Annotated in this window: 27 protein-coding genes and 1 tRNA gene; 5 read left to right on the top strand and 23 right to left on the bottom strand. The window is 65.4% G+C overall.

The genetic code is table 11. The features are described from left to right. The 3 genes from VFC51_18195 to VFC51_18205 all read left to right on the top strand — a co-directional run. Positions 1–478 (top strand): acetylglutamate kinase (locus tag VFC51_18195; protein HZT08959.1); only part of this gene is annotated, 478 nt, incomplete at its 5' end. Positions 479–486: 8 nt separating this feature from the next. After that, complete coding sequence (locus tag VFC51_18200; protein HZT08960.1) at positions 487–621, top strand: hypothetical protein; 135 nt, start codon at positions 487–489, stop codon at positions 619–621. Between the two features lie 6 nt (positions 622–627). After that, positions 628–1833, top strand: a complete 1206-nt coding sequence (locus VFC51_18205; GenBank protein HZT08961.1) for an aspartate aminotransferase family protein — start codon at positions 628–630, stop codon at positions 1831–1833. Positions 1834–1843: 10 nt separating this feature from the next. On the opposite strand, the gene VFC51_18210 is transcribed toward VFC51_18205, so the two are convergent. Genes VFC51_18210 through hisS form a run of 4 tightly spaced genes read right to left on the bottom strand, consistent with a single transcriptional unit; the run spans position 1844 to position 5815 of the window. Then, positions 1844–2479, bottom strand: coding sequence for an L-threonylcarbamoyladenylate synthase (locus VFC51_18210; protein HZT08962.1), 636 nt, complete (start codon positions 2477–2479; stop codon positions 1844–1846). Then, the gene (prmC, locus tag VFC51_18215; protein ID HZT08963.1) at positions 2472–3407 is read right to left on the bottom strand and encodes a peptide chain release factor N(5)-glutamine methyltransferase; all 936 of its coding nucleotides are present in this window, start codon (positions 3405–3407) and stop codon (positions 2472–2474) included. The genes VFC51_18210 and prmC overlap by 8 nt, the downstream gene beginning before the upstream one ends. A gap of 18 nt (positions 3408–3425) precedes the next feature. Beyond that, entirely contained in the window at positions 3426–4499 is a 1074-nt protein-coding gene (prfA, locus tag VFC51_18220) for a peptide chain release factor 1 (GenBank protein HZT08964.1), read from the bottom strand. A gap of 29 nt (positions 4500–4528) precedes the next feature. After that, positions 4529–5815, bottom strand: coding sequence for a histidine--tRNA ligase (gene hisS, locus VFC51_18225; GenBank protein ID HZT08965.1), 1287 nt, complete (start codon positions 5813–5815; stop codon positions 4529–4531). Positions 5816–5902: 87 nt separating this feature from the next. Between hisS and VFC51_18230 the strand changes: the two genes are divergently transcribed. Then, positions 5903–6175 (top strand): DUF167 domain-containing protein, encoded by a 273-nt coding sequence (locus tag VFC51_18230; protein ID HZT08966.1) that lies wholly within the window; start codon positions 5903–5905, stop codon positions 6173–6175. Between the two features lie 7 nt (positions 6176–6182). Here VFC51_18230 and VFC51_18235 read toward each other — a convergent pair whose 3' ends face one another. The 19 genes from VFC51_18235 to VFC51_18325 form a co-directional block, all read right to left on the bottom strand. Further along, entirely contained in the window at positions 6183–6473 is a 291-nt protein-coding gene (locus tag VFC51_18235) for a YggT family protein (protein HZT08967.1), read from the bottom strand. 42 nt (positions 6474–6515) lie between these two features. Beyond that, on the bottom strand, positions 6516–7193 hold the full coding sequence (locus VFC51_18240) for a YggS family pyridoxal phosphate-dependent enzyme (GenBank protein ID HZT08968.1): 678 nt from the start codon (positions 7191–7193) through the stop codon (positions 6516–6518). Then, on the bottom strand, positions 7183–8361 hold the full coding sequence (gene ftsZ / locus VFC51_18245) for a cell division protein FtsZ (protein ID HZT08969.1): 1179 nt from the start codon (positions 8359–8361) through the stop codon (positions 7183–7185). Before ftsZ ends, VFC51_18240 begins: the two co-directional genes overlap by 11 nt. Before the next feature lie 19 nt (positions 8362–8380). Further along, positions 8381–9631, bottom strand: coding sequence for a cell division protein FtsA (gene ftsA / locus VFC51_18250; protein HZT08970.1), 1251 nt, complete (start codon positions 9629–9631; stop codon positions 8381–8383). Then, positions 9624–10493 (bottom strand): FtsQ-type POTRA domain-containing protein, encoded by an 870-nt coding sequence (locus tag VFC51_18255; protein HZT08971.1) that lies wholly within the window; start codon positions 10491–10493, stop codon positions 9624–9626. Before VFC51_18255 ends, ftsA begins: the two co-directional genes overlap by 8 nt. After that, entirely contained in the window at positions 10490–11509 is a 1020-nt protein-coding gene (murB, locus tag VFC51_18260; GenBank protein ID HZT08972.1) for a UDP-N-acetylmuramate dehydrogenase, read from the bottom strand. The genes VFC51_18255 and murB overlap by 4 nt, the downstream gene beginning before the upstream one ends. Positions 11510–11541: 32 nt before the next feature. Further along, complete coding sequence (gene murC, locus VFC51_18265) at positions 11542–12930, bottom strand: UDP-N-acetylmuramate--L-alanine ligase (GenBank protein HZT08973.1); 1389 nt, start codon at positions 12928–12930, stop codon at positions 11542–11544. A gap of 3 nt (positions 12931–12933) precedes the next feature. Continuing rightward, positions 12934–14244 carry a putative lipid II flippase FtsW gene (gene ftsW, locus VFC51_18270; protein HZT08974.1) on the bottom strand — a complete coding sequence of 437 codons (1311 nt, stop codon included), beginning with the start codon at positions 14242–14244 and terminating at the stop codon, positions 12934–12936. Beyond that, positions 14238–15731 (bottom strand): UDP-N-acetylmuramoyl-L-alanine--D-glutamate ligase, encoded by a 1494-nt coding sequence (murD, locus tag VFC51_18275; protein HZT08975.1) that lies wholly within the window; start codon positions 15729–15731, stop codon positions 14238–14240. Before murD ends, ftsW begins: the two co-directional genes overlap by 7 nt. A gap of 36 nt (positions 15732–15767) precedes the next feature. Beyond that, positions 15768–16727, bottom strand: coding sequence for a phospho-N-acetylmuramoyl-pentapeptide-transferase (gene mraY, locus VFC51_18280; GenBank protein HZT08976.1), 960 nt, complete (start codon positions 16725–16727; stop codon positions 15768–15770). A 32-nt stretch (positions 16728–16759) separates the two neighbouring features. Continuing rightward, the gene (gene murF / locus VFC51_18285) at positions 16760–18175 is read right to left on the bottom strand and encodes a UDP-N-acetylmuramoyl-tripeptide--D-alanyl-D-alanine ligase (protein HZT08977.1); all 1416 of its coding nucleotides are present in this window, start codon (positions 18173–18175) and stop codon (positions 16760–16762) included. A gap of 16 nt (positions 18176–18191) precedes the next feature. Beyond that, on the bottom strand, positions 18192–19973 hold the full coding sequence (locus VFC51_18290; protein ID HZT08978.1) for a penicillin-binding transpeptidase domain-containing protein: 1782 nt from the start codon (positions 19971–19973) through the stop codon (positions 18192–18194). After that, positions 19970–20479, bottom strand: coding sequence for a hypothetical protein (locus tag VFC51_18295; protein HZT08979.1), 510 nt, complete (start codon positions 20477–20479; stop codon positions 19970–19972). Before VFC51_18295 ends, VFC51_18290 begins: the two co-directional genes overlap by 4 nt. Continuing rightward, complete coding sequence (gene rsmH / locus VFC51_18300) at positions 20479–21417, bottom strand: 16S rRNA (cytosine(1402)-N(4))-methyltransferase RsmH (GenBank protein ID HZT08980.1); 939 nt, start codon at positions 21415–21417, stop codon at positions 20479–20481. The genes VFC51_18295 and rsmH overlap by 1 nt, the downstream gene beginning before the upstream one ends. Next, on the bottom strand, positions 21418–21849 hold the full coding sequence (gene mraZ, locus VFC51_18305; GenBank protein ID HZT08981.1) for a division/cell wall cluster transcriptional repressor MraZ: 432 nt from the start codon (positions 21847–21849) through the stop codon (positions 21418–21420). Positions 21850–21966: 117 nt separating this feature from the next. Then, the gene (locus VFC51_18310) at positions 21967–22674 is read right to left on the bottom strand and encodes a C4-type zinc ribbon domain-containing protein (protein HZT08982.1); all 708 of its coding nucleotides are present in this window, start codon (positions 22672–22674) and stop codon (positions 21967–21969) included. Positions 22675–22685: 11 nt separating this feature from the next. Next, the gene (locus VFC51_18315; protein ID HZT08983.1) at positions 22686–23387 is read right to left on the bottom strand and encodes a PIG-L deacetylase family protein; all 702 of its coding nucleotides are present in this window, start codon (positions 23385–23387) and stop codon (positions 22686–22688) included. A gap of 40 nt (positions 23388–23427) precedes the next feature. After that, positions 23428–24621 carry a glycosyltransferase gene (locus VFC51_18320; protein HZT08984.1) on the bottom strand — a complete coding sequence of 398 codons (1194 nt, stop codon included), beginning with the start codon at positions 24619–24621 and terminating at the stop codon, positions 23428–23430. A 181-nt stretch (positions 24622–24802) separates the two neighbouring features. After that, positions 24803–24877 (bottom strand) — tRNA-Ile (locus VFC51_18325). A gap of 156 nt (positions 24878–25033) precedes the next feature. Between VFC51_18325 and VFC51_18330 the strand changes: the two genes are divergently transcribed. After that, positions 25034–26383 (top strand): hemolysin family protein, encoded by a 1350-nt coding sequence (locus VFC51_18330; GenBank protein HZT08985.1) that lies wholly within the window; start codon positions 25034–25036, stop codon positions 26381–26383. The last annotated feature ends 11 nt before the right edge of the window (positions 26384–26394 follow it).

A 26394-nucleotide genomic window follows, 5' to 3' on the forward strand; every position in this document is an offset into this window, starting at 1 on the left:
TGACCGCATGCTGCTGGCGCAAATTCGGGACGCGCGTTACGGCCTGGTCGGCGAGGTGGAGGCGGTGAACCCGGCGCCGATCCAGTGCGCGCTCGGCGCGGGCTACGTCGCGGTGGTCGCGCCGCTCGCCGTGACGTCCGATGGAACGTTCCTGAACGTGAACGCGGATACGGCGGCCGCCGAAATAGCCGTGGCGCTGGGAGCCGACACCTTCATCTCCCTCACCGACGTCGACGGTGTATCCGCAGGGGATGGGAAGGGGCCGATGCGTCGAATGAGTCCGACCATGGCACGGGAGCTGATTGGCGCCGGCGTGATCCACGGCGGGATGATTCCGAAGGTGGAAGCCTGCGCCCGAGCGCTCGCGGTCGCCCGGGCTGCGTATATCGTCGACGGGCGTGCTCCTCACGTCGTCATCGACGCGCTCCGCGCAGCGGACGGCGTGGGGACCGTCGTGTCGACTGATTCTCGCGAGTGAGGTGTGAGATGTCGGAAGTGCTGCAGAATGCGCTGAAAAAGGCGCTGGTCGCCGCGCTTGCCGCTGGGGTGACGGTGTTTCTCAAGGAATACAGCCGCGAGCAGGAGCGACTCGACCGAGGTCCGACGGGTCGGGGGAGATGAGGAATCGTGCCAGACGTTGAGACGAGCCATGCCGCGGCATGGATGGAGCGCGAAAGTCGCTCCCTGATGTTCACGTACCGTCGCTATCCCATCGTGGCCGCGCGCGGGGAGGGTTGCCGACTTTGGGACGTCGACGGGAAACCGTATCTTGACTTCCTCGGCGGGCTAGCCGTGTGCAGTCTCGGGCACGCTCCCCAGGTCGTTGCCGACACCCTGGCCCGTCAGGCCGCTCAACTCGTCCAAACGTCGAACCTGCTCTATACGCTGCCGCAGATCGAGCTGGCCGAATTCCTCATTCAGCGATCGGCGTTCGACCGCGTGTTCTTTTCGAATAGCGGCGCCGAGGCCAACGAAGGCGCGCTGAAACTCGCGCGCAAGTGGGGCAAGCGCGAGCGCGGTGGCGCATATCGCGTCATCGCAGCCGAGAACTCGTTCCACGGACGGACGCTCGGTACCGTGGCGGCGACCGGGAACGCCGCTTATCGACGCCCTTTCGAGCCAATGCCCGACGGTTACGACTTCGTGCCCTTCAATAACGTCGACGCAATCGCGGACGCGGTTACCGAGGACACCGTGGCGGTGATCCTGGAGCCCATCCAGGCCGAGGGCGGCGTCAATGTCCCAGATCCTCGCTACTTTGCCGATGTGCGTGCGCTCTGCGACGAACGAAGGCTGATGCTCATCTTCGACGAAGTGCAGACAGGCGTGGGGCGGACCGGCACGCTTTGGGCGTACGAGCAGTGGGGTGTCGAGCCGGACGTGATGACCCTTGCGAAGGGACTGGGGAGCGGCTTCCCTATTGGCGCCACGCTCGCCAAGGAGCGCTTCGCGGTCTTCGAGCCGGGCGATCACGCGTCGACATTTGGGGGGAACCCGCTCGCTTGCGGGGTCGCGCTCGCCGTGCAACGGGAGATCGAGGCCCTCGAACTCGTGCGACACGTGGACGTTGTGGGGCACTACTTTACAGAACGGCTCGCGGATGTCCAAAAGCGACACCCCGTGATCTCGGACATTCGAGGGCGCGGCCTTCTCCTCGCGGTGGAGTTTGCCGAGGAGATTGCGCGGACCGTCCTGGACGACCTGCGCGACCGCGGGCTCATCGCAAACGCGCTATCCCCACGCACGCTGCGCTTCGTGCCCCCTCTCATCGTGAGCCAGGAAGAGGTTGACGAGGCCGTCGACATCCTCGACGCGTCTCTCGCGGCGCGCTGACCCGTCCCGGTCATCGCTCCAGGGCCTCCGCGACCGCCTCTTGTGATATGGCCCCGGGGCGAAGAATCTGATACCCGGGCCCCGATAGGTTGACGATTGTTGACTCGATCCCGCCCGGCGTTTCTCCCGCGTCGACGACGAGGTCTACCGATGAGCCGATCGCCTCGGCGGCCTCAGAACCGGTCCGGGCGGCGGGCTGGCCGGTCTTGTTGGCGCTGGTCGTCGCGACACGCCCGCCGGCGGCGCCGATGATGGCGAGCGCCGCGGCGTGGGCGGGGGCGCGGATTCCGAGCGTATTCAACCCCGATGCAGACGGCGACCGCCGTGGAAGGATGATGGTGAGGCCGCCCGGCCAGAATCGCGCTGCCAGCCGTTCCGCCCTGGAGTCGACCACGCACCACGCGCGCGCATCCTCGATGGTGCAGACGAGCCAGATGATCGCCTTTTCGTCCGGTCGTCCCTTGACCTCGTAGACGCGTCGAATGGCTGCCTCGTTCAGCGGATCGCAGCCGACCCCGTACACGGTGTCGGTGGGATAGACCACGAGCCCGCCGCGACGGATGATCGTGGCGGCGCGCTGTGCGATCTCCTGGTCTATCTCGGGAACGCCGGTCCAACGCGCGATCCGCTCGTGCGTGTTAGCCACCGGCGGAGGGTCGGTCGACGAGGAGGTACCGTTCGGTTCCGGAGGCATCGCATTCCGTTCGGATAGGCCAGCTCGGCAGGATGAACCGCGCGGCGTCGCGAAGCCGCGGGCTCTGGCCATCCCCGAATTCCATCAGCGCCGTGCCTCCCGGTTCCATCACGCGAGGCAGCGCAGTCAGGAGCGATTGGATCACAGCCGTCCCGTCAGCGCCGCCGTCGAGCGCGCGCCGGGGCTCGAATTCAGCCACTTCTGGCTCCAGCTGGTCGATCTCATTCGTGGGCACGTATGGGAGGTTCGCGACGATGAGGGGAGATTGAAGTGCCAGACCATCGACCACATCGCACGCCACGAGCTCGAGTCGTTCGGCGACCTCGTGGGTCACCGCATTCGATCGTGCGAGGCGCAAGCATTGGAGATCGACATCGGTCGCCACAACCCGGCAGTCCGATCGACTCGCGAGGATCGTCACGGCGATGGAGCCACACCCTGTCCCCACGTCGAGCACGTCGAAGGGTCGGTTGATGGCGGCTCCCGCGTCCATCGACCGCTCTGCGCGGAGTCGGGTGATACAGTCGAGCGCGAGGGATACGAGCCCTTCTGTTTCCGGGCGTGGGATCAGGGCAGAACGGTCGACGGAAAATCGCCGGCCATAGAAATCGCGGTACCCGAGAATGTATGCGAGGGGCTCGCGGTGGCATCGACGCTCCACGAGCGCCTGAAAGACGTGGAGCTGGGCCCTCGATACCATCGCGTCGGGGTGCGCGAGCACCTCTTCACGCCCGAGCCCGGTGGCTCGCTCGAAGAGCACGAGGGCAGTAAGCCACGGAGCGTCTACTCCTGATCGACGCATTCGATCCTGGGCCCAGCTGAGCGCGGATGACCCTAAGGGTGACGGACCCGAGATCGCGAAGTGTGAAGGCAAAGCCACGCGTTTTCCCCTTGGAGCTCATGGTCTGGGGCTGAGTGGGCCGTCCTCACTGTGTTGAGACGCCAAAATGAGCGGCTCGATCAGGAGATCGAGCTGCCCTTCCATTATGCTGTCGAGCTGGTGCACGGTGAGCCCGATTCGGTGATCTGTAACACGATTCTCGCGATAGTTGTAGGTTCGGATCTTCTCGGCGCGCTCGCCCGTCCCGACCTGTGATCGGCGCAGCTCCGCGACCTGATCGTGCTGGGCTCGCTGCTGGAGGTCGTACAGGCGTGACCGAAGGACGGCCATCGCTTTGTTCTTGTTCTTGAGCTGGCTCTTCTCGTCCTGGCAGGTGACGACCATTCCTGTGGGTAGGTGGGTGATGCGGACGGCTGAGTCGGTCGTGTTCACGCTCTGCCCGCCGTGGCCTGTCGAGCGATAGACGTCGATTCGCAGGTCTTCCTCGGCGATCTGGATGTCGACTTCCTCGGCTTCTGGAAGGACGGCGACTGTGGCGGTCGACGTGTGAATGCGTCCGCTAGCCTCGGTTACCGGCACCCGCTGCACGCGGTGCACGCCGCTCTCGTACTTCAGGCGGCTGTAGGCGCCGCGCCCGGTGATCTCCAGGATCACCTCCTTGAGACCGCCGACGCCCGATTCGCTCGTGGACATCACGTCGGCCTTCCAGCCTCGGTCCTCGGCATAGCGCAGGTACGCTCGCAGCAGGTCCGCGGCAAAAAGCGAGGCTTCGTCTCCGCCGGTGCCTGCCCGGATCTCGATGATCACGTTGCGCTCGTCGTTGGGGTCGCGCGGCCGCATCAGCTCTCGCAGGTCGGAGATGAGCTGCCTCTGTCGGCGTTCGAGAGACTCGATCTCCTCCATTGCCAGCGTGCGAAGCTCCTCGTCCTCCTCGGCAAGCAGCGCACGGTTCTCCTGGATCTGGCGTTCGACGTCGGCCAGCTCCCGGCCGCGATCAGCGATCGGGGCCAGCGATGCCTGCTCGCGACCAAGCTCCTGCAGCCGCCGCGAATCGGTCACCACGTCGGGCCTCGTCATTTCCTGGTCGATCTCCTTCAGGCGCGCCTCCGCGTCCGCGATTCGCGCGCGCAGGGATTCGCCCAAGCCGGTGACGGTTTGTGTCACGATCGTCCTCGCGTTTCTCTGAGCCTTATCAGCGCGTCCGAAATTGGGACGCTTTGCGGAGCCGTTTGTTGGAGGTCGCGCAAGGCAACGGTCCCGTCCTTCACTTCATCATCGCCGAAAAACGCTGCCCATCGCGCGCCACTCGCATCGGCATTGCGCAGCCGCGCACGGAGGGACTTCGATCCAACGCCGGCGACGACGCGGACGCCATTTTCTCGAAGACTCGAAACAAATCGCGCGGCGGCGTCTTTTCCACGCTCGCTCAAGGGTGCGACGAACACGTCTGGGAGCGTCGGATCGTCGACGCTCACCCCCTGCGCGCGCAGATTCAGGATGAGGCGCTCGATCCCCGTTCCGAAGCCCACCCCGGGCGTATGGCGCCCCCCAATCTGCTCGGCCAGTCCGTCGTAGCGGCCGCCGCCGCCAATCGAAGACTGCGCGCCCACCCGGGGCGGCCAAACTTCGAACACGGTTCGCGTGTAGTAGTCGAACCCGCGCACGAGACGGCTGTTCAACGAGAAGGAAATCCCCTCGATCTCCAGGAGATGCCGAACCGAGGCGAAATGCGCCGTACATTCGGCGCACAAATGATCGACGAACGAAGGCGCCGCGTCGGCGACGGGCTGACAGGTCGGGACCTTGCAGTCGAGCAGGCGCAGGGGATTGCGCTCCAGACGGCGTCGGCAATCGGCGCAGAGAACGGGCTCGCCGGTCTCTTCGTTCAGCATCTTCCCGGTGTAGTACTGACGAAGCGCGGCGATGTAGGCCGGTCGGCAAATAGGACATCCAATGGAATTGAGCTGAATCGAAAGTTCCCGCAGCCCGAGGGCCCCATACAGGCGCCAGAGCAGGGTGATGATCTCTGCGTCGAGCGCCGGGTCGTCGTCGCCGAGGGCTTCGCAGTCGAACTGGTGGTGCTCCCGAAGCCGACCCGCTTGGGGGCGGTCATAGCGAAACACGCTGATCAAGCTAAAGAGTCGTACCGGCTGTGGACCAGCATACAGCCCGTGCTCCAGATAGGCACGAACGATCGGAGCCGTGCCTTCCGCGCGCAGCGTGATGTCCGCTCCGCCCTTGTCCCGAAACGAGTACATTTCTTTTTCGACAACATCCGTGGTTTCGCCTGCACCGTGATAGAACAGAGCGGTGTCTTCGAAGGTCGGCGTGCGGATCTCGCGATAGCCGAAGCTCGCGGCGAAACGGCGCGCGGTCGATTCGACGAACGTCCAGTACGGGACGTCTTCGGGCAGGATGTCTTGCGTTCCACGCGGTGCTTGGTACACTGAACCCCTCACGAACATTCCACAGTGAGCACTATATTATACGGGAACATGCGTATCTGCCTGGCGTATCTGCACAGATATGACCATTTGTTTAGGCTGATCGTCTGCGAGGCGCTTGCGTTGGTCCGATTCGTCGTGCACGTTCACCCGCGGTCGACCCGAATCGCCGTGCGACGCGGCGACGGCCGCGTTGAGGTCTGGACGACGTCCCCACCGGTACAGGGCAAAGCGAACGAATCGGTTCGCGAGATTCTGGCGGACTGGCTGGACATCCCCGTGTCCCGGGTACGCATTCTCTCCGGCGGGACAGGACGGACAAAGCTCGTCGACGCGATGGGCGTCCACGAGCTGCCGAGCTAACTTCGTCCTAGAATGGGCTGCGCGCCGCGCTCACGAGCGCCTGCTGCAATACGGAGTTGATGACCTGGAGGAGCAGGAGCGCGACAAGCGGCGAGAGGTCGATCATGCCGAACGGTGGCAGGATTCGTCGGAGCGGACCGAGGATCGGCTCGGTGATCTGGAACAGGATCACGGCGAGGGGATAGAACGGATTGCCCGGACGAAGCTGGAACCAGGACAGCAGCGCCCTCCCAATAATCGCCAGGGTGAGCGCCTGGAACAGATAGTCGATGAACAGCTGCAGGTAGTGTACGAACATACGTCTCCAGTAATGCCAGATGGGGCTCGTGACCGGCTCGCGTCAGTCGGCGAAAATCGCGCGGCCGATACGCACGACCGTCGCCCCTTCCTCGATTGCGATCGGGTAATCGTCGGTCATGCCCATCGAAAGTCCCAGCGGTGGGATATGGGAATTCGCCTGCTGCACCGCGTCTCGGCGCGCACGCAGGGTGCGGAAAACTGCTCGCGTGTCCTCTTTGGAAAGTCCCAAGGGAGCAACCGTCATCAATCCGGTGACCACGAGGTTCGGAAGCGGAGCGATTTCGCGAACGATGTTTTCCAATTCGCTGGGATCGAACCCGAATCGGTCCGGAGTGCGCGCGAATTGGACCTCGAGATACACCGGAATTGGCCGATTTGACAGGGATGAAATGCGCTGAGCGATGCGCAGGCTGTCAATTGAGTGAATTGTATCAAAGAGATCGAGAGCGGCTTTGGCCTTATTGGACTGAAGGTGACCGACAAGGTGCCAATGGGCAGGCGGCGCCGAGCCTTCGACTCGTGGCTTTTTCGATGCAGCCTCTTGGACGCGATTTTCGCCGATATCCGTCAGTCCTGCGCGAATCGCGCTGGCGATCACCTCGGGCCCGTGGCCCTTGCTCACGCCGACGATCCGGACGGCATCTGGCGGACGTCCGCTTCGTTCGGCGGCTTCAGCGACCCTCCGGCGCACCTCGGCCAGGCGTTCGTCAATCGACATGGCTGGGGGCGGCTCCGCCAGTGCGCCATTCGGGCGCGGCGGATGGCGGCTGATCAACGGAGGGCCGGATGCCCGGTCGCGCGGCAAACGGGTGATCCAGACCTGAATCCTGGATTGCGCTGGTTCCAGTGGGCGGATGGGGATCCGCTGTGGGCTCGTCCAGAATCGCCGCGCGGAGGCTGGGAAGCCCGTAGCCCCGGCCCGCATGTGAGCTGGACGGATCGAATCCCGTGGCGATAACGGTTATGCGGACTTCGCCCTCCATCGCGTCGTCGATAACGGCGCCAAAGATGATGTTCGCGTCCGGGTCGGCCGCCGCGCGCACAACGTCCGCGGCGCGATTGATTTCGGAAAGCGTGAGGTCGTTGCCGCCGGTAATGTTGAACAGCACGCCTCGCGCTCCCTGCATCGAGAGATCCAAGAGTGGGCTTGCCATTGCCGATTCGGCCGCCACGACCGCGCGGTCGTCGCCCGTTGCAGTCCCGATCGCCATGAGGGCGATTCCCGACTCGTACATCACGCTCTTCACGTCGGCAAAGTCGAGGTTGATCAGCCCGGGGCGGGTGATCAATTCAGAAATGCCCTGGATTCCCTGCCGCAATACGTCGTCGATCACGGAAAACGCGGCCTCCACGCTGGTCCGACGATCGATGACCTGCAGCACTCGGTCATTCGGAATGATGATCAAGGTGTGGAGGCGCTCTCGAAGGGCTGCCAGCCCTTCATCCGCGACTCGGCGGCGTCGCGATCCCTCGAAGGCGAAGGGCCTCGTCACCACGCCGACGGTCAGGGCACCTGCTTCCTGAGCGATCCGTGCGACGACGGGCGACGCCCCGCTCCCCGTGCCGCCCCCCATGCCCGCGGCGACGAACACCATGTCTGCGCCTTGGCACACGGCGGCGATGTCGTCGGCCGACTCTTCGGCAGCCTTCGCGCCGACGCCAGGGTTGCCGCCGGACCCGAGTCCGTGGGTGGTGCGATCGCCGATCCGGATTCGCTTCGGGGCGCGCGACCGGGTGAGCGCCTGCTGGTCGGTGTTCAGCGCGACGAAATCAATCCCGTGGAGGCCGGCGGCGATCATCCGGTCGACGGCGTTGCTTCCGGCGCCTCCGACCCCCAGGACGGCGACACGGGCTGAGCCTTCTGTGCGTCCGTTCTCCACGCTCACCCCCTTCGCCGGTTGGGCGTCACCCGAAGAAGTTTCCTAACCAGGTCTTCAGCGATGCGCCGGTGCGCGCAATTCTACTCTTCCCGCGTGGATGCGTGGACAGGTTGAGCTGCTCGCCGCCCCAGATGAGCAACCCGATGCTCGTAGCAAAGGCAGGACCCCGCACCGCGTCGGCCAGACCCCGCAGCCCCGTCGGTACGCCGATACGCGCCGGAACGCCGAGGATCTCTGATGCAAGCGCGGCCACCCCAGCGATCTGGGCGGACCCGCCAGTGACGATGATCCCCGCGGGGAACGCGTCGCGGTAGCCGGCGCGCGTCATTTCGGCCTCAACCATCTCAAAGGTTTCGGCAAGGCGCGCCTCGATGATCTCCGCGACGACGCGCTGATCGACCGGCTGCCCTTCGTCGCGACCGTATGCAGGGACGGCGATGATCTCGCCCTCGTTGGCCCGCGCCGTCGTGGAGCCGTGTCGGATCTTCAGCTCTTCGGCGACAGAGAACGTCGCACGCAATCCGACCGCGAGGTCATTGCTGATCTGGTACCCGCCAACCGGCAGGATGAACGAGTGTATCAAGCTGCCGTCTCGGAACACGGCCGAGTCCGTCGTGCCGCCACCAATGTCGATGACCATGCACCCGAGGTCCCGCTCGGCTTCGGAGAGCACGGCGCAGCCTGCGGCCAGTGGCTCGAGGACCAGCGCGTCCAGGTCGACGTCAACGGATTCGATGCACCGGACAAGGTTGTGGATCGACGTCATCGAGCCCGTCACGATGTTTGCCTCGACCTCGAGACGGCGGCCAACCATGCCCACCGGGTGACGGATCCCATCCATGCCATCTACAACGAAGTGGCGCGGAATCACGTGGAGGATCTCTTGATCCGGTGGAAGCTGGATGATCCGCGCGCCGTCGATCACGCGAGACACGTCTTCGGACGATATGACGCCGTCGGTGTTGCGGACAGCAACGACAGCGTGGCTGTTGGTCGAGAGCACGTGTGCTCCCGCGATCCCCACGAGAGCGCTCATCGCCTTGAAGCCGGACTGTTGTTCGGCGCGCCGCAACGAGGACTCGATAGCGGAGACCGCGGCCTGCACGTCGACGACCACCCCTTTGCGCAATCCCTGTGAAGGGCAAATGCCAACGCCCAGGATCTCCGGGGAGCCCGACGCCATGTCGGCTATGAGGGTGCACACCTTCGTGGTACCCACGTCGATGCCGACGATTATCTGGTCTGCGGAAATGGTCCTCCCTCCAGGGCTATCGATAGTACGGCCGTTCGAGAAACCTCACGTCGATGAGCTGCGCCGTCTGATGCGTGGCGTCAAGGTGTCCCCTGATCGCTTGCACCGCATCCAGCTTCGCGGCTAGATCGTCGGCGTTCCCCAGGATGATGCGCGGTCCCCCGGGCACGACCAGGCTGACCCCGGTTGCAGGATGGTACTCTACCTGACTCCCCGGCATCCCGATGGCGACCAGGCGCGGACCGACCGATTGAGCCACATGCACGACAGCCGGGTCAACTCGATCCCCAAGTTGCACCGCGGGGCCCTCGGGCGCGCTGATCGCCGGCAACGACGGCGCAATCTCGCGCAGCGGCGACTCCGGCCGGAGGGCGTCCGCGTCACCAAGCACGAGGCCATCTTCGTCGATGAGCGCGCGGCTCTGCCCCACCACCCAGGCGGCTACGGGCATCCGCTCCTGAAGAAAGACGTTGACGGTGGAGGGAAGCACTGCCCGGACCTCGGCTGATTTTACGGCGGGAATCCCTTCCATCGCGCGTGCGATTCGCATGCCGCGCACGGCGAAGATGCTCGTGCCGGATGTCGGAAGAAATGGGGTAATCTCGGTCACGGGAACGAGGTCCGCGCCGTATACCAGCGTTTCCCGGACCTGCAAGGTTGGCGCGACCGCGCCCTGGACGATCACCACGAGGTCGCCCGCGAGAATCGCGAGCGCCAGGAGTTTGCCGAGTAGCCAGGCGCTGAAGATTCGGTGGAGAACTCCGGGTCCGCGGCGGCCCCGCTGGGCTATCTGTGCGCGGCCACGCGTCGTAACGGGCGTGGCGCCCCGGGCGGTCGGTCGCCTGTGGGCGGCTGGCGTCGCTCGCGTCGGAACGGCGCGGCTCACGCGGCGGCTCCTGGTGGACCGGCGAGCGCGAGCAGTTCCTCCGGCCGGAATCGACCCGCGAGCTGCACCTCGGGCGTGAGCCAGATTCCGGTTTGCCGCCACACCGTCGTTTGGACGTGCGCCACGAGACGGAGAACGTCGCGTGAGGTGGCCGCCCCACGGTTAACGATGAAGTTCGCATGGAGCTGGGAGACGACCGCGTCGCCGATCGCGCGGCCCTTTAGCCCAGCGCTCTCGATGAGCCGTCCCGCCGCGTCGCCCGGAGGATTCGCAAATACGGACCCAATGCTGTATCCGCTGGGCTGAGAGTCTCGGCGGAGTCGCTGGATCTCCGAGATGCGCGCCCGCAGCACGCTCGGCTCGTCGACTTCGACGCGGAAGGTTGCGTCCAATACGGCCCCGATCAGGTTCCCGCGCTTCAGATGGCTGGAACGGTAGGCCAAACCCAGCCCCGCCGCGTCGAATGATACGGTGCCTTGGCCGAGGACGTAGACGCTGGCGCACGCGAGATGCTCCGCGACGCACGATCCGAACGCGCCCGAATTGTTGACGACGGACGCGCCCACCGTGCCCGGCACATTCGCGGCCCACTCGAGCCCGCGCAGACCGCGAAGCGCGAGCTGTTTCCCGAGGCCGGCCAGCAGGCGTCCTGCCTCGGCGCGAATAAGGACACGCCCCTGCTCGTCGGTAGCCTCGCATACCCCGTTGGCCGCCGTCCGGATGACGAGTCCGGCTATGCCCTCGTCGGCAATCAGCAAGTTCGACGCGCCGCCCATGATGCGCCAGGGCACGTCGAGCGCAGCGGCAGCCTCGACGGCGTCGACGATCTGCTGTGTCGAGCGAGCGGTCAGATAGAGGTCGGCCGGTCCGCCGACGCGCAGCGAGGCATATCGGGCGAGCGGCTCGTTAGCGCGCGCAGATGGCCCGATCCGCCGCTGCAGATCACGAAGCGCGCCCGCGTCGCCGGGGCGGTGGGTGGGCGCAGGTGGTGGGGCTCCTTCGGCAGCATCGCGCATCCGGTCCTGCCCTCGCTGCATGCCGCTTGACGTCACCGTGTGCGCAGCCCCTCGAGGATGGGCTCCGCAATCGTCCAGATGTCGCCGGCGCCCATGACGAGGACGAGGTCGCCCGGCTGGGCGGCAGTTACGACGCGCTCGACGGCCTTGTTCGCGCTCAGGACGGCGGCGTCCGGATGGTTCATGACCTGCGCGAGGGAGCGTACCGTTGGATCGTCCTCGTTTGCCTCCCGTCCCGCGGGACGGTACGTAGGCGCGAGGATAACGTGGTCAGCATCGCCGAAGCTCCCGGCGAACGCGTCGAAGAGGCTCATGGTGCGGTGCGCGGTGTGCGGCTGGAAGATCGCCCAGATTGGCGACCGATAGTGGGCTCGTGCGGCGGCGAGGGTGGCCCGGATTGCCGTGGGGTGGTGTGCGTAGTCATCGACGACCGCGACGCCGGCGGCGATTCCGATCAGCTCGAAGCGTCGGCGCGTGCCGCGAAATTCCGCCAGGGCCTCCTGGATCGCGGACCACGGCACCCTGAGATGGCTCGCGGTGGCGACCGCAGCGGCCACGTTTACCGCGTTGTGGGAGCCAACAAGCGCGACCTCGGCATCGTGCCCCGCACCGTCTGGCCCCCGAAGGGTGATCCGGCTTCGCTGTCGGTCGACCGGGTCCCACGTCGTCACTCGCCAATCGGCGTCATCGGCGAGCCCGTAGGTGATGCGGGTCCCGTGGCACGGGAGATCCCGGGCCACCGGATCGTCGCAGCACACGATCATCGCGCCGCCGGGACGGACGCGCTCGACGAACGAGAGGAAGGCGTCGACGACGTGCTGGAAGCTCCCGAAGTAGTCGAGGTGGTCCGGCTCGACGCTTGTGACGATCGCGATCTCCGGATCATAGTCGAGGAATCGCCGATCGAACTCGTCTGCCTCCGCGACGAGCCATTCGCCCTGACCACGCCGGCCGAACAGGCCGAAGTTCAGCAGCTCCGACCCGACATGGAACGTTGGGTCGAGCCCGGCTCGATCCAGGATGAAGGCGATGAGCGCTGAGGTCGTGGTCTTGCCGTGCGTTCCGGCCACAGCTACGCCTCGGCGTTCCCGCATGAGGCTCCCCAGGGCGGCGGAATGCTTCACCGTCCGGATCCCTCGCGCTCGGGCAATGGCCAGCTCTGGATTGTCCTCCGGGACCGCGGACGACGCCACGACGATGTCAACATCGCCCACGTGCTCGGCGCGGTGGCCGAAGAAGATGCGAGCCCCCAGCGACCGGAGCGGCCCCATGGCCTGATTGGTGGCGAGATCGGATCCAGTGACGTCGATCCCCATTTGGAGCAAGATCGTTGCCAGAGGCGTCATCGCCGTGCCGCCGATTCCGACGAGATGGGCGCGCCGAACTTCGCTGATCTTCGTCAGGGGAGCACGGTCTCCCATACGCTATCGGTGCGTCGGCGCGAGCCGCTTCGGGGTGGGCGCGGCGGATCGGCCGCGCTCCGATTTCGCCCGCTCGCTCGCAGCGCTCTTGGCCCTGCGCTCTGTCCTGTTCGGCGGCGGCTCGTACTCTGAATCGGCCGGGCCGGCTCGGGAATCCAGGCTCGCGCCCAGCCACGCCCGCCAGGACCGCCGCTGGGGGTCGACGGTCCTGGACACGTTGAGCAAGATTCCCACCGCTGCCAGGCTCACCACCGTCGAGGAACCTCCATAACTGACGAACGGCAATGGGACGCCGGTGTTTGGCACGAGGTGGCTCACCACCGCCATATTGAGCAGGGCTTGCCATGAGATGAGAAGGGTGGCGCCGGTGGCCAGGGCCCGGCCAAGCGGGTCGCGCGCTCCGCTGGCAATCGTGAGTCCCCGCCATGCGAAGATGAGGAAGAGACCGAGTACCAGCGACGTGCCGATGAACCCGATCTCTTCCCCCACGATTGCAAAAATCGTGTCGGTGTGGGCATTGGGGACGAAGAAGTATTTCTGACGGCTCGCTCCAAGCCCCAGTCCTGCCCAGCCGCCGGAGCCGAGGGCGATGAGAGCCTGGGTTGTGTGCCATCCAATGCCTCCGGGATCGGCCCACGGGTCGACGAATGCTCGGATTCGGTCGGCCTTGTAACCCGAGTTGATGACGAAGTTGACGAGCAGGACGCATCCGATGATGGCGCCGAGCAGGGCGTGGAGGACGTTGGCGCCGGCAACGAAGAACACTGACGCGGCCGTGAGGACGAGAACGATCGCGGTGCCAAGGTCCGGCTCCACGAGCACCAGGCCCGCCGAGATGGCCAGGATCAGGGCGAATGGAATGGTCCCAAACGTCAGCTTTTGGATGTCACCTCCGACGCGCGTGATCCATGCCCCGAGATAGAGGACGACCGCCAGCTTCACCATCTCACTGGGCTGGAAGGACAGAATCGGTCCGAGGGAGAGCCAGCGGCTTGCCCCGTACGTGGCGACACTCACCCCGGGAATGAGGACCACCGCGAGGAGTCCCACGGTAACCACGTAGATGGGCACCGCCATGCGCTGCCAGATGTGGTAGTCGATGCGGGACATTGTGGCGAGGACGACGAGCCCAACGCCCACCCACAGCACGTGGCGGACAAGGAAATAGGTGTCGTCGCCAAATTCGGTCTCCGCGACGACGAAGCTGGCGCTGAACACCATGGCAACCCCGATGACGAGCAGCGCCGCCACGGCGATGATGAGACCCATGTCGATCGCAAACCGCGGGCGGACATCCGAGCGCGCGTTTAGCATGGACCGACCCGCGATACGCGCGGCCGCCGGGCACGCGGTGGGCTGCTCGATGCGAGCGACGCGACGGACGCGCGGAACGCCTCGCCGCGCGCCTCATAGTCGCGGAATTCGTCGAAGCTGGTACATCCCGGTGAGAGCAACACGACGTCTCCAGGCTCCGCGGCTCGCGTTGCCAGTCGGACCACCTCGCTGAACGATCGGGCGATCGTGACCGGAACGCTGGAGCCAGCCGCCCTTAGCGCGCGGTCGATGAGCGGCGCCGCCTCGCCCACCAGCACGACTGCGCGCGCCCGGCGGCTAATGAGCTGAGCCCAATCCTCCATCGGTGTATGTTTGTCCCGCCCGCCGGCGATCAGAACCACTGGGGCGTCGAAGGATCGTAGCGCCGCCATGGACCGCTCAGGCGACGTGGCGATGGAGTCGTTGACGTAGGTAACGCCGTCCACGGTCGCGACGACCTCGAGGCGATGGGCAACCGGTTCGAAAGCGCGTAAGGCCCGCCGAATCGGCTCGACCCCGCAGCCCGCGGCCTGCGCAATGCACGCTGCCGCGAGGGCATTGGCCACGTTGTGATCGCCGCGCAAGTTGATCTCGGCGCGGTTCAGCAGGGGCACGAAGTGTCCGTCCCCGCCCGGTGGGCTTGCTAGCCAGAGGATCGAGCCATCGTACCAGGCGCCGGACGCAGGTCCGGTCATTCTGAAGTCAACGGTGGCGCTCGCGTGCGCGAGCGACCGGACGATCGGATCGTCGGCGTTGAGAATGGCCGTGTCCACGGGGAGTTGATGACGAATGATGTTCGCCTTGGCGCGGACGTAGTCCTCCATGTCCGCGTGGCGATCCAAATGGTTGGGCGTGATGTTGAGAATCGCAGCAATTCTTGGAGACTGGGACACATCGGCGAGTTGAAAGCTGCTCAGCTCCAGAACACACCACGTCTGCTCGGTGATGTCCGGCAGCCGTCGCAGCATGGGCGTTCCGATATTGCCGCCCACAACGGATGGGATGTCGCCCGCTGCCAGAATCGACCCCACCATGGTAGTCGTCGTGGTCTTGCCGCTACTGCCCGTGATCCCGATGATCGGCCCGGGGCAAAGTTCAAAGAAGAGCCGCGTAGCGCTGGAGACGCGCGCACCGACCGCGCGGGCCCGCGCGACGACGGGCTCCGATTGCGCCACGCCCGGGCTGACGAAGATCTCGTCGCAGTCCACGAGATCTTCGGCCGTCTGCTGGCCGAGACTGAAGCGAACATCGAATCCGCGGAGCGCGGTCAGCGCCTCCTGGAGTCGTTCGGCAGGTGCCCGGTCGCTCACCACGACTTCGCGCGCCCGTGGCGCGAGAAATTCGACGAGATCAACACCCTCTCGCCCGAGTCCCACGATCCCTATGCGCTCGGTGCGCAATTCGCCGAGCCTGGCGACCGCGGCGGCGGAGAGGCGAGCCGCGAAGCCGTGGTCCGCTGTTCCGTGAGCGCGTGCGCGATCGGTCAATCGTTTACCGTGGTCAAAACGCGCGGCGACTCCCATCTAGATGAGCGCAAGAGCGATTCCCACCATGCCCGTCAGCATACTTACCAGCCAGAACCGTTGCGCGACGTGGGTCTCGGACCATCCGAGCATCTCGAAATGGTGGTGGAGCGGAGACATCCGGAACAGGCGTCGCCCGCCGGTGAGCTTGAAAAACGCTACCTGGAGAATAACAGACGCAGCTTCGGCCACGAACACGAATCCGATGATCGGTAGCAGGAGCAGGTGTCCGGTCATGAGAGCGACGGCCGCCAGGGCAGCGCCCAGGGACAGAGCGCCCGTATCCCCCATGAACAGGTCCGCCGGGTAGGCGTTGAACCAGAGAAAGGCAAGTAGAGCGCCCACGACGGTGAAGCAGAACGTCGCGAGCGGAGACTGGCCCTGGAGATGGGCGATGATTCCATAGCACGCGAATGCCACGGCGGCGCACACGCCAGCCAGGCTGTCCAGCCCATCAGTCAGGTTCACGGCGTTCGCAGTGGCGACGATAGCTAGGGCTGCCAGGGGTATGTACCACGGTCCGATGTGGAGCCGCTCGGTCACGGTCGGAACGAAGAGGTAATCGAGGCCGAGGATCCAGTAGATGGCGGCAGCGCACGCGAGCGCAATGGCTGTCAGCCCGCCGAACTTGATTCGAACGGTTAAGCCTTCCGCCGTATGTCCCCGAATACCCAGGACGTCGTCGAGGGAACCCAGGAGCCCTGTGGCTGCCGTCGCGCCCAACGGCACGATGATGGAAGGATTGTTCAGAACGTTGAACGCGGCTGTCGAGATGAAGACCGATCCCCAAACGACGATGCCGCCCATGGTCGGTGTGCCCATCTTTTGCTGGTGCGTCTCCGGGCCCTCCGATCGAATCTGCTTTCCGATCCCTAGCCGACGCAGGACGCGGATCGCCGGAAAACCAGCGATGAAGGCGATACCGAAGGCGACCGTGGCGATCGCGAGTGCGTATGACAAATCCCCCCCGGAGTCCAGGCTCGGATCGCGCGCTAGGATGGGCGTCCAGTTCGATCGGCGTCCGGGCTCCGAAGCGCCTCAACGATTCGGTCGAGGCGCACCCCATGGGAACCTTTGATGAGAACGACGTCTCCTGGCTGAATCTCTCGGGCGATGGCTTCGATCGCGTCTTCTGGTGACGAAAAGCGCTGAATTGTGGCTGGCGAGAGGCCGGCCGCTGATGCCGCATGCGCGATCTCTTCCGATCGCGGACCGACCGCTATCAGTCGGTCGACCGTCCTGGCCGCCCGCCGTCCGACGATGCGGTGCCCCTCCCGCTCGAACGATCCCAGCTCGAGCATGTCTCCCAGCACCGCGATGTGCCGTCCCTCGGTTTCGGCGAGAAGGTCCAGGGCGGCCAACATGGAGGTGGGGCTGGCGTTGTACGCGTCGTTGAGCAGTGTCGAGTGATTGGGCCCGGGAATGCGCTGCAGCCGCCCATCGATGCTGATCTCCAACCCACGAATGCGGGCGGTTGCCTCGCTGAATGGCATGCCCAGCTGGATGGCGACTCCAATGGCCGCGAGGGCTGCGTGGATGACGTGCCTGCCGGGGATCGACAGCCCGCTTCGAACCTGCTGGCCGGCGAAATGAACACTGAATTCTGTTCCACCCAGTCCGCGGCTCACGACGTCGCTGGCCCAAATGTCCGCCGAAGGCGTCATGCCAAAGGTGAGCACGGCGCACGGCGCGTGCGCGCGCATCCGGGAAACGCGCGGATCGTCGGCATTGAGCAGGGCGAACCCTCCCGTCGGCAATTCCTCGATTAGCTCGCGCTTGGCCTGGGCAATGCGCGCGATCGTTCCGAGCCGCTCGAGGTGTGTCGGGTGGACGTTGGTCACTACTCCGATCTGCGGCTTGGCGATTTGAGCGAGACGGCGGATGTCCCCAAGTCGGTGCATGCCCATCTCCAGCACCGCTGCGCGGTGGCACGGCTCGAGCTGCATCATGGTCATCGGTAAGCCAATCTCGGTGTTGTAGTTGGCGGGGGAGCGCAAGACTGTCATGCGCGATCCGAGAAGGCTCGCGATCATCTCTTTCGTCGTCGTCTTGCCCACGCTGCCCGTGACGCCCACGACCGTCAGGTCGTGCCGTTGGCGCCAGTAACGCGCCAGATCCGCCAGCGCCTCGGCAGTGCCGCGACACAGAACGATGGGCGGATGCGGCTGCGCGCTCGATGCCCACGGCTGGCTCGACGGCAGGATCTCGACGAGGGCGCCCGCTGCCCCGCGCTCGAGCGCGTGCGCGACGAAATGATGCCCGTCGTGCGCCTGCCCGCGAAAGGCCACGAAGAGGTCCCCCTCGGCGGTCGTTCGCGAGTCGATCGAAATCGCGCGAAACGTTGCCTCCGGCGAGCCAGACACCAGCTCGCCGTGAGTCCCTTCGAGCAGGTCATCGAGGGTAAACACGCCCCCTATCCTCGAATCAACGGGACGGCCGATCCGCGGCCGCGAGATCGCTTCGATCTTGACCTGCGGTCGCGTCAACGGGCGGGACCTTCACGTCGGTTGGCGGAATCTGCATGTACGTCAGGATCTCGCTCGCGATGGCGCGGAAGACCGGCGCGGCCACGACGCCACCGTAGATAGCCTCCGGTCGATCGATTCGCACGAGAATGACGAAGCGTGGATTGGGAAGGGGTGCAAAGCCCGCGAACGAGGCGTAGGTCTTGCCGGTGCTATAGCCATTGGGAGCGGGAATATCGGCGGTGCCACTCTTTGCCGCGAGGCGATATCCCGCGATGTGGACCGCCGAGAGGGCTGGCTGATTCCACACGGATTCCATCATGTTCAACATTGTTTCGGCCGTCCGGTCGGAGACGACCGACCGGACCGGCTGCGGATCGAAGCGCTTGACGCCGTCCGGACCGCGGATCTCCTTCACGATCTGCGGCTTCATGAGGATGCCGTGATTCCCCAGCGCGGCGATCGCGGTAATCATCTGAATCGGCGTCACCGAGATGGACTGGCCAAAGGAGTTTGTGGCGAGGTCGAGGGCCGACCACCCGGGATCGGTGTTTCGGCGGAATGAGCCGGCGGCCTCCCCATTGAGCTGGATGCCTGTCGGTGCGCCAAAGCCGAAGGCCTCGATGTAGCGATAGAACCGATCGGGGCCGAGAAGCCCAGCAATCCACTGCGCTCCGGTGTTGAGGGAGTGCACCAGAATCTCACGAACCGTCACGTCGCCGTATGCGCCCCCATCCCAGTTGCGGATCGGGACCCCGTTGATCAGAGCCAGCCCGTTGTCGTGATATCGCGAGTCCGGCGTGACGACTCCCTCTTCAACGCCTGCCGCGGCAGTCATCAGCTTCATCACGGACCCCGGCTCGTACGTATCGGTAACGACGACTGGTTTGTAGAGCTGTTGCTCGCTCGCTTCGAGCGGGGCGCCGGACGTGAGGCTGAAGGTGGGGTTTGTTGCCATCGCGAGCACCGCTCCGGTGGTCGGGTTCATCACGATGACGATCCCGCCCGTCGCCTTATTCGCCTGCACGGCCCGGTCGAGCTCCCGTTCCGCGACGCGCTGAATGTACCGATCGATGGTGAGCACGACATCTGACCCGGGAACGGGCGGGATGAGGGCTTTGCGCCCGATGGCGATCTCGTCCCCCTCCGTGTCGCCCTCGGTCACCACAACGCCCGGCTTGCCCGCCAGCGCATCGTCGAGCGTGAGCTCGAGGCCACTGAGTCCGCTTCCATCAGCGCCGACGAAGCCGAGGACCTGGGCCGCGAGGCTTCCTTCCGGGTATTCGCGGGCCGGGAGGCTCCGCAGCTCGACGCCACTCAGGCCGGCCGAGGCGATCTGGGATGCCGCGTTCGCCGGCAGACGCGAGGCGAGAAGCGTCCATTGCTTGTCCGCTCGCTGAATCGCGTCCATCACCTGGTCCCGTGTTTTGCCGGTCGCCGCGGTGAGTACGGTCACGGCGCGGTCCAGGGACGTGAGTGCCGGTCGGTACACATACACCGCGTCGTACATGACGTTGAGCGCAATGGGATGCCCGTTCGTATCGAGGAGCGCGCCGCGCGCCGGTGCCAGTGGCCGTCGCTCCTGGTGCTCCTCATTGGCGAGAGCTACGAACCGCTCACGGTCGGTGACCTGATACCAGAAGAGGCGTTGGAGGATCAGACCTGCGAACGTTGTGACCGCCAGCCCGATGAGGAGCAATCGCCAGCGCTGCGTTTGCTCAACGCTCGGGTACGTCCTCATTCCCTGCCGCCATGGATCGAGGAAACCCAGGCGAGCAGGTCACTCAGGCCCGCGACCGGATTGCGCGGAGTCGGGCGTCGGGGGGTCTCGCGTGGCGAGCTTGACGGCCGACGGTCGGTAAGAGCACAGGTGGTCGCCGCGCACTCGTCCGTTGTCTGACTGACGACAACATATTCCGGCCGCGGTCCGCGGATCATTCCAAGGCGCTCGACGGCCTGGGACTCGCTCCAGACGAGAGAATGACGCTTGGCCAGCTCGAGCTCGAGCTGGCCGTTTCGCGCAAGCCACTCTTTGCGCTCTGCCTGCAGGCGTTCCAGCTCATAGCCGGCCGTCGCCACCGAGCTGACTTGAACGAGATACAGGCTGAGGGCGGCGCTCGCCAGCAAGAAGGCGCATGCGATCCAGCTTGCGATCCTGGCTGGTGAGCGGGCTGCGTGCTGCGCCGGAGCGCGCGACTGCGCAAACACGCTCGCGCGCGGGACGGTCTGGCCGGCGATTCGCGCCATCAGATTCGCTCCGCTACGCGCAAACGGGCGCTTCTGCTGCGCGGATTTCGCGCCACCTCGTCCGCGGTTGGTGTGAGGGGGCGCCGGGTGAGGATGCGGAGCCGTGGTCGTGGCCGTTCCTCGGGGACTGGGAGATGTCGAGCTGCCGTGTCGACGGCCAGTCCCGCCTCGCGACGCATAAACGACTTGACGATCCGGTCCTCCAGGGAATGGAACGAGATCACGGCGAGCCGACCGCCACGGCGGAGAAGGCCGATTGCCTGGGGGAGGGTCTCGCGCAAGGCGCCCAGCTCGTCATTGGTGAGAATTCGGAGGGCCTGGAATGTGCGCGTGGCGGGATGGATCCTTCCCGTGGACCGCCCGACGACCGATGACACCAGGGAAGCCAGCTGCTGCGTCGTTCGCAGCGGCTCGCGGGCGCGAGCCGCGACGATAGCGTTGGCGATGCGCAGGCTATGCGGTTCTTCGCCAAAGTCACGCAGTGCCCCGGCGATCTCGTCTCGGGAGGCGGACGCGAGGACGTCGGCCGCCGTTCTGGTCTGCGATGGATCATAACGCATGTCAAGCTGTTCGTCTCGACGAAATGAGAATCCTCGCCCCGATTGTTCGATCTGACGAGATGACATGCCCAGGTCCATCACGATGCCATCCACGGCCGCGAAACCTTCCCGCTCCGCCACCGCGGCGAGGTCGCGAAAGTTGCTCTGGACCACGCGTGCGCGATCACCGTAGCCCCGCAGGCGCACGCGCACCTGCTCGACCGCCGCGGGATCGGCGTCGAGCGCGAGGAGTCGACCTCGGGGGCCCGTGCGGTCGAGTAGCGCAGTGCTGTGTCCCCCTGCGCCGGACGTGCAATCGATGAAGTCGGCGTTTGGCCGCGGGTCGAGGAGCGCAATGGACTCTTCGAGAAGCACGGGAAGGTGGCCGACCGGGTCCATCTAGACACCCTGGCTAAAGAGGTGCTCGGCGAGCTGCGCCCCCTCTTGCTCGGCGAGCGCTCGCTCCTCCCGCCACCGCGCGCCGCTCCAAATTTCCACGCGATTGAGGAGACCCACGATGACTACCGCGTCGCGCAGATCCGCATAGTCCCGAAGAAACGCAGGGACCAGGATTCTTCCGAGTCGGTCCGGCGCACAATCCGTCGCTCCGGAGAACATAAGTCGATGGATGCGCCGCGCATCGGTCTGCATGAGGGACAGATCGGTCAGCTTCTGCGCGATCCGTCGCCACTCGTCCATCGGCCAAACCCACAAGCACGGATCGATGCCCCGCGTGATGACGAGCCCGTCGCTCAACCCACTCCGGAACTTGGCGGGGATAGCAATGCGGCCGCGGTCGTCGAGCGAGTGCTCGAATTCGCCCAGAAACACCGCAGAAGCACCCCTCTAGCCCCATTTTGTTCCATTTCTTTCCATTGAGCGCCATATTGTAACGCCAGGGAGTCACGGGGGCCAGCGCTTTGCAGCGAGGAGGAGAGAGGGGTTAGATCACGACAGGGGTACAAAAAGAATGCGGCCGCAGCTGTTGCAGAGCACGAGATCATTCCCGATCCGCGCTCGCTGCTCCTGAGATGGCGTTAGCGCAACCCGACAGGCCTGGCACGTTCGCTGTTGGACCTGAGCGACGGCGGTGCCGCCCTTCTGCCGCCGTATCGTTTCGTACGTTGTGAGATCCGCAGGCGCGACCTGGGATGCGGCGCTCGTGCGCTGTTGCTCCAGGGCCCCGAGGTTCGATTGGGCCGTGTCCAGAGCGTCCCGTGCCGACTGCTGGCTGGCGTTCCATGCCGCCAGCTCGCGCTCGTACGCGGAATCTTCCTCGGCGAGCTTTGTGGTGAGCTCGTCTATTCGTTCGAGGAGCAAGAGGAGCTGGTCTTCAACGGCACTGAGCTGGCGACGATCCTGGGCGACTTCATCCGACAGGCTCTGAAGCTCTTTCGGATTGGTGACTCGCCCGCCATAGAGCTTGGCCTCGTCGGATGCGATCTTGACGCGTCGATCCTCCGCTTGCAGCTCGAGGTCGCGCTGTTGGGCCTCGGCGTCGCGCACCGCGTCCCGGAGGCGCGCCCGTTCCGCTTCGCGCCCTGCCAGGGCGCTGCGATCGCCGATTTGATGGCCCAGCTGCGCGATGGCCGTGCGCGTCGCCTCCAATCGCGAGTCGAGATCTTGAAGTTGCCGCAACAGATCGATCTTTCGCATCCTGCCACCTGCTAATTCAGCCGCAGCCGCTTGAACGCCTCCGCGTAGGCCATGCCGTGGGGTGCGCCAATCTCTCGCGCGCGGGCGCGCTGGCGCTCTGCCCGCTCGTCGGGATCGCCGTGAAGCTGGCTCACGTGGGCGCTCGCGGCGTAGATTTTCGTCTCGATGGTCTCGCTGATGTCGATCCAGGTGTCGGGCTCACCGGTTCCGAACAGCAGCACTTCATGGACGCGAGCGATGTCCAGCTCGGGCCCGAGCTGCTCGGGAAAGAAGAGGTGGTCGCGCGCCGCGATGATGGCGTCCATCGCGACGATCCCCACCGCGCGGTGGTCGGGGTGGAGCTGGTACGGTCGCCATCCGTCGAAGGTCATGACGGTGAAGGGCCGAATTTCCCGGATCACCTGGCAGACTTCCCGGCGCAAGCCGAGGTTCACCTCGACTTCGCCGTCGTTGTGCCGAAGGAACCGGCAGCTCGACACGCCGAGCCGCCGCGCCGCCTCGCGCTCCTCCTCCTCGCGAATCTCAGCCAGGCGCTCCGGGGGCATCGAGCGGTCATGCGTGCCCTTGTTTCCGCTGGTGACCGAGAGGTAGTGCACCTCGTGGCCGTCGCGGACGAACTTTGCGACCGTCCCGCCGGAGGAGAAGTCGACGTCGTCCGGGTGGGCCTGAATCGCGAGAACGACTTTTCGCGCTGGCTCGGTCCACTCTTGCACGGGCCCTCCGGCGTCGGGGTGGCCGTTTCTGCCGCCTCTCTTACGTGAGAGAGGCGAGAGCCGGCTCTCGGCGCAGACTGTGATACAGGTCGACCAGCTGTTTCGCGACGTGCTCCCAGCTAAATTGTCGTGCGCGCGCCCGGGCGCGGAGGCTCAGGCGGCTGCGCAGTTCTGGCTGCGTGAGGATTTGCTCGATGCGCTGCGCATAGTGCGCTGGATCCCGCAACGGGATCAAAAACCCGGTTTCTCCGTCCTGCACCGTTTCCTGAAGCCCTCCGACCCGAGCGGCGACGACCGGTGTCCCACATGCCATCGATTCGACCGCGACGAGCCCAAACGACTCGTACGTCGACGGCATGACGGTGACGTCTGCCGCTTGGTAATAGGCCGGCAGCGCCTCGTGATCGACGGCGCCCATCCATTGAATGTGGTCGGTTACCCCAAGCTCCTCGGCGATGTGTCGGAGCCGACGGATCTCGCGCGCCTCCGGGTCATCGTCCGCGGAGGACGGACGGCCCCCAACAATCGCGACCGTGAATGGCGGGACCGCGCCGCTTTGTTCGCGGCCCGCAAGCATTGCGGCGGAGCGGATCAACACGTCAATTCCCTTCAGCTGCTGTATCCGTCCGACGAAGAGGACCAGCCGCCGATCGTCGAGTCCGAGCGCCTGCAACGCAGCGGAGCGCGAGCCGGGGTGGAACTGCGTCGAGTCGACTCCACACGGGACGATGGATACTCGCTCTCCATCGGCGCCGTAGTGGTCCTCGAGGTGCGCACCGTCGACGGGGGTCGATGCGATGAGGCGGTCTGCCGTCGCGACGGTCAAGCGCTCGATGCCCGCCCGGATATCGCTTTCCCACTCGTCGGGGCTGATCGTGACCTGGTTCTTGAGCTCGGACAGCGTGTGGAACATGGCCACCATGGGCACGTGCCAGGCGTTCTTGAAGTAGCCGGCCACGCGGCCCGAGAGCCAGTAGTGGCTGTGGACGATGTCGTAGTGCGACTCTTCGTCCGCGATGAATTCGCGCATGTTGCAGATAAATTCGGGGAGGTACTCGACGACCGCTTCCTTGGGCAGGTACCGCTCCGGACCGGCGGTAACGTGGACCACTCGGGCGTGCTCGGCAAAGGGAACGATGTCGGGTGCGGCGGGGTCCTGTCGCCTGGTGAACACGTCGACTGCCACACCGAGGTGGCTCAGATGGCGGCTCACTTCGCGAATGTAGATGTTCATGCCGCCGGTTTCCCAGGCCCCTGGTGGAGCAAGGGGACACGCATGAACACTGAGGGTGGCCACGCGGAGCGATGGGTCAGAGAGAGACCGAGACGGTTGGCTCATCGGGCGTGGGACTCCGAGCTGACGGATATCGTGGAGCCGGCGAAGGGCATCCTACCACCGGTCCGCGGACGACGAGTGGTAGGCCCGGAAGGAGTCGAACCTTCGACGCGTCGCTTATAAGGCGACTGCTCTGCCGCTGAGCTACGGGCCCTTGCCGATTCGCAAGTATATCATCGCAACGGGCCTCTCCCGACGTGACCGGCCACAGACCGGCCACGCACTGCTCAGATTGACACGAAACGTGTCGCGCCCATAGGATTATTGCGGCAGGTGTGGCCAACATGGCTATCTTTTACCTGCGGTACATATGAACACAGGCTTAGGCCTCGTCGCCGTCTTCGCACTCATCGCTGCCAACGGGTTCTTCACGGCAGCGGAATTCGCTCTGGTCTCGGCCCGCAGGACGCGGATCGAGCAGCTTGCAAACCGGGGCAATCGCGCGGCTCTGGCCGTTCAGCGGGCGCAGGCCGATCCCAGCCGCTTCATCGCCGCCTGTCAGCTGGGCATCACGGTTGCGAGTCTGGCCCTCGGCTGGATCGGCGAGGCGACCATTGCCAGCATTTTGTGGGAACCGCTCGCCATCGTCGTTCCCGACCGTGTCCTCGGCCTGACCGCCCACGCTATCGCCGCGCCGCTCGCTTTCCTTTTGATGACCTACCTCCACATCACGTGCGGCGAGCAAGTTCCGAAGATGCTGGCCCTGCAGCTGAGCGAGCAGGCGGCGCTGGTCACCGTTCTGCCCACGAATTTCATTGGCGTCATTTTTCGCCCGTTCATCCGAGCGCTCGAGCTCTCCACGAACCTCGCGCTCCGCATGCTGGGGGTGAAGTGGGAAGCGCAGACCCAACACGTGTACTCCTATGAGGACCTGAAGCTGATGATTCAGGCGAGCAGGGCCGCCGGGGCGATTGAGGAAGACCCGGACCGCCTTGTCGAGCGCGCCCTCGACTTCGCCCAGCTCTCGGCGCACCACGTAATGGTCCCGCGGACGGAGATGATCGCACTGCCCTCGTCCGTCACCGTCGACCAGCTGGCGGACACGATGGCCCGGCACGAGCATTCGCGCTACCCGATCTACGAGGGGACAGCTGACAACGTTGTCGGCATTCTCTGGGCGAAGCACGTCGCCGTTGCGTTGGCCAAGGCCCGTGGCCGACCGGTGGACATTCGCGCGCTGATCCGAGCGCCGCTGTTTGTGCCGGAGACGATGCGAGCCGATCGTCTGCTTGCGGAGATGAAACGCCACCGGAGCCACGAGGCGATCGTGATCGATGAGTACGGAGCGACCGCCGGGCTTGTGACGCTTCGAGACATCATGGACCGCCTTGCCGGCGAGATCCGCGACCAGACCGAGCTTGCCCGCCCGACGGTGGAATGGCTGCCCGATGGCTCCACGATGGTGGATGGCTTGATGCTGCTTGGCGACGTGGAGACTGAGCTGGGAATCGATTTCGGTGAGTCCGAGTACGATACCGTCGGCGGGTTCCTCTTCGGTCGCCTTGGCCGCCGGCCTGCCATTGGGGACACGATCAATGTTGGTGATCGCACCCTCGCCGTCGCCGAGTTGGATGGCCTTCGCGTTTCCAGAGTGGCAATTCGCAAACGCGCGGACGCAGTTGACAAAACAGCGCAACAAACGCAGGCGGTTGGCTCGTGATCGATCGATTC

The organism is Chloroflexota bacterium, from assembly GCA_035652535.1.
Taxonomy (GTDB): domain Bacteria; phylum Chloroflexota; class UBA6077; order UBA6077; family SHYK01; genus DASRDP01.

What these genes read in the sequence shown, in the direction of transcription:
- VFC51_18240 (HZT08968.1), bottom strand. Translation starts at nt 7,193, where the DNA reads ATGTCGATTGACGAACGCCTGGCCGAGGTGCGCCGGAGGGTCGCTGAA.
- VFC51_18320 (HZT08984.1), bottom strand. Translation starts at nt 24,621, where the DNA reads ATGAACATCTACATTCGCGAAGTGAGCCGCCATCTGAGCCACCTCGGT.
- ftsW (HZT08974.1), bottom strand. Translation starts at nt 14,244, where the DNA reads ATGCTAAACGCGCGCTCGGATGTCCGCCCGCGGTTTGCGATCGACATG.
- VFC51_18290 (HZT08978.1), bottom strand. Translation starts at nt 19,973, where the DNA reads ATGAGGACGTACCCGAGCGTTGAGCAAACGCAGCGCTGGCGATTGCTC.
- VFC51_18295 (HZT08979.1), bottom strand. Translation starts at nt 20,479, where the DNA reads ATGGCGCGAATCGCCGGCCAGACCGTCCCGCGCGCGAGCGTGTTTGCG.
- VFC51_18235 (HZT08967.1), bottom strand. Translation starts at nt 6,473, where the DNA reads ATGTTCGTACACTACCTGCAGCTGTTCATCGACTATCTGTTCCAGGCG.
- VFC51_18200 (HZT08960.1), top strand. Translation starts at nt 487, where the DNA reads ATGTCGGAAGTGCTGCAGAATGCGCTGAAAAAGGCGCTGGTCGCCGCG.
- VFC51_18330 (HZT08985.1), top strand. Translation starts at nt 25,034, where the DNA reads ATGAACACAGGCTTAGGCCTCGTCGCCGTCTTCGCACTCATCGCTGCC.
- murC (HZT08973.1), bottom strand. Translation starts at nt 12,930, where the DNA reads ATGGGAGACCGTGCTCCCCTGACGAAGATCAGCGAAGTTCGGCGCGCC.
- rsmH (HZT08980.1), bottom strand. Translation starts at nt 21,417, where the DNA reads ATGGACCCGGTCGGCCACCTTCCCGTGCTTCTCGAAGAGTCCATTGCG.
- VFC51_18310 (HZT08982.1), bottom strand. Translation starts at nt 22,674, where the DNA reads ATGCGAAAGATCGATCTGTTGCGGCAACTTCAAGATCTCGACTCGCGA.
- murB (HZT08972.1), bottom strand. Translation starts at nt 11,509, where the DNA reads ATGCGCGATGCTGCCGAAGGAGCCCCACCACCTGCGCCCACCCACCGC.